Below are 2,707 nucleotides of genomic sequence, written 5' to 3'. Positions count from 1 at the left end.
GTGCCGTTCCTGTCGACGAGGCGAGGCAGAAGAAGCGGGCCCGGCGGGCGATCCTGGCAGGGATCGCCGTCATCACCCTCGTGGCCGGCGGCATCGGCGGAGCCCTCGGCGCCTATCTGGAGCGCAACGGCAGCGGCACGGACATCGAGCTTCCGCAGGCCAAGGCGCAGGACAAGGCCAGGGCCAAGGACAGCGTCGCCGGGATCGCGGCGAGCTCCCTGCCCGGCGTCGTGACCCTGCACGTCAGCGGCGACGACGCACAGGGCACCGGCACCGGCTTCGTGCTCGACGGCAAGGGCCACATCCTCACCAACAACCACGTGGTGGAGCCCGCGGGGACCGGCGGCGAGATATCGGTGACCTTCAGCGGCGGCGAGACGGCCAAGGCGGAGGTCATCGGACGCGACTCCGGGTACGACCTCGCGGTGGTCAAGGTCTCCGGGGTGCGCGGACTGAAGCCGCTGCCCCTCGGCAACTCCGAGAACGTGCAGGTGGGTGACCCGGTGGTCGCCATCGGAGCCCCGTTCGACCTGGAGAACACCGTCACCTCCGGCATCATCAGCGCCAAGGAGCGCCCCATCACCGCGGGCGGCGAGAAGGGCGACGGCAGCGACATCAGTTACGTCGACGCCCTGCAGACCGACGCCCCCATCAACCCCGGCAACTCCGGCGGCCCGCTCGTCGACTCCGAGGCTCATGTCATCGGCATCAACAGCGCCATCCGCTCCGCCGACGACAGCTCGGAGCCCGGCGGCGGCCAGGCCGGTTCGATAGGACTCGGCTTCGCCATCCCCATCAACCAGGGCAAGCGCGTCGCCGAAGAGCTGATCAACACCGGCAAGGCCACGCATCCTGTGATCGGTGTCACGCTCGACATGGAGTACACGGGCGACGGCGCCCGCGTCGGCGACAAGGGCCAGGACGGCGGCCCCGCCGTGAACAAGGGCGGACCGGGCGACCGCGCCGGAATCAAGCCGGGCGACGTCATCACCGAGGTCGACGGCCAGCGCATTCACTCCGGCGACGAGCTCATCGTCAAGATCCGGGCCCACCGGCCGAAGGACCGTCTCGAATTGACCGTCCAGCGAGCGGGAAAGGACCGGAAAGTGACGCTGGTGCTCGGCGCATCGGGCGGGAACTGATCCACGTCTGTCGCCCAGCGGCTACCGGACGGACAGGATCGCCGGGTACCGTGGACCCGGTCCGGATGGCAAGGAGTCAAGGTGTTCTCAGACATTGGCCCGCTCGAGGTAGTGGCGCTGGTCATCCTCGCTGTGCTCATTTTCGGCCCGGACAAGCTGCCCAAGCTGATTCAGGACGCCTCGCGCACCATCCGTAAGATCCGCGAATTCTCGGACAGCGCGAAGGCGGATATACGCAGCGAACTCGGCCCGGAATTCAAGGACTTCGAGTTCGAGGACCTGAATCCGAAGACCTTCATCCGCAAGCAGCTCGACAACGACGAGCTCGGTCTGAAGGAAATCCGGAACGGCTTCGATCTCAAGAAGGAGATGGCCGAGGTCACCGACGCCGTGCACGGGCGGGAGAGTGAATCCGCCGAGGGCACCAGCGGCTCGGACAGCGCGACCGGCAGCCGTGTCGACATGGCCAAGAAGGACGGCCGCAGCGACCGCATCAACATGGACAAGAAGCCGGAGAAGACCGCGCCCCCCGAGCACCCGCCGTACGACGCGGACGCCACCTGACCTCCTGCGCGCCACTCCCGGTACGCCCCTGATCACGCCCCCGGCGCTCTCTTCGAGACACTCGTACGCCTACCGGTGTCCCGGGTTCCGGAACGGGTGTGGCTATCCTGCCTTGTTGTCCGGCTGAGGACGCCCGAGGGGGGCGGGCCCTGCGGACCGATGAGAACGAGGAGGCGGCCGGGTACATGGAGACGACAAGTCGCGTAGGCGCACAGGCGCCGGCCGCGGACGGCACCGCAGAAGCGATGCCCTCCGCCCGGCGCACGGTCGACAGCTATCTGCTGGCGCCCTTCCCCTGGTACGGCCTCGACGAGGCCTTCACGGGCGAGCGCTGGCTGATGCAGGTCGGCACCGCCGCGGACGGCGCGGTGGAGCACGGCTCCATCGGGCACGGCGATGAGCCGTCGGTACGGAGTGACGGGCCCTTCGGCAACAACGACAAGGAACGCTTCGCGGCCGTGGTGACCGTCGCGGCCAACCCGGTGCGACGCAGCCCGGACGGCACGGGCCTGCTCGAGGCGACGTCGGTGTCGTCCGCGGCCTGGCTCGCCGGCGTGGGTCTGCTGACCGTCACCTGGCCCAGCCAGATGGACCACAGCCTGCGGGACGACTGGCTGGACCAGCAGACCGAGACGGCCTGGGTCCTCGCGGACGATCTCCAGGGCGAGGACTGGTCGACGCTCTCGCTGCCGGTGGACGGCGTGCCGACCTCGTTCCACTACCGCGAGTCCGAGTTCGGCTGGGTGCTCGCCGGCTCCACCAAGGAGGGCGTGCACCTGGGCGCGTACGGACGCGGCATGAGCGCGTACGGCCTGGGCTTCTCGGTGGTCAAGGACATCCACGAGTACGCGGCCTGACCCGCCCGCCGCACACATACGCCGATGGGGGCGGCGCGGGTGACGCGCGGCGCCCCCCACGGCGGTCGGAAGAAGGGCGGGGGAGCCACAGAACATGGTGGGGGGGGGGTTACCCCGGGGGTGTGGCGTATAAACAAAAACCAG

The 2,707-nt window shown here is 69.1% G+C and carries 3 protein-coding genes; all 3 read left to right on the top strand.

The annotated features are described in order from the left end of the window. Positions 1-1,142 (top strand): S1C family serine protease (locus ACQKIP_RS44660; protein WP_427745616.1); only part of this gene is annotated, 1,142 nt, incomplete at its 5' end. A gap of 81 nt (positions 1,143-1,223) precedes the next feature. Then, positions 1,224-1,706, top strand: a complete 483-nt coding sequence (locus ACQKIP_RS44655; RefSeq protein WP_365861891.1) for a sec-independent translocase — start codon at positions 1,224-1,226, stop codon at positions 1,704-1,706. Positions 1,707-1,891: 185 nt separating this feature from the next. Further along, on the top strand, positions 1,892-2,563 hold the full coding sequence (locus ACQKIP_RS44650) for a hypothetical protein (protein ID WP_365861893.1): 672 nt from the start codon (positions 1,892-1,894) through the stop codon (positions 2,561-2,563). Positions 2,564-2,707: the final 144 nt, after the last annotated feature.

Origin of the sequence: Streptomyces sp. NPDC059900, assembly GCF_050270335.1 — a bacterium.
Lineage (GTDB): Bacteria > Actinomycetota > Actinomycetes > Streptomycetales > Streptomycetaceae > Streptomyces.
Note: the sequence above shows the minus strand (reverse complement) of the source record. Positions and strands in the feature narration are given on the sequence as shown.

Bases quoted from the DNA above. Each gene is read 5' to 3' on its own strand.
- ACQKIP_RS44650 (WP_365861893.1), top strand. From the start codon at position 1,892: ATGGAGACGACAAGTCGCGTAGGCGCACAGGCGCCGGCCGCGGACGGC.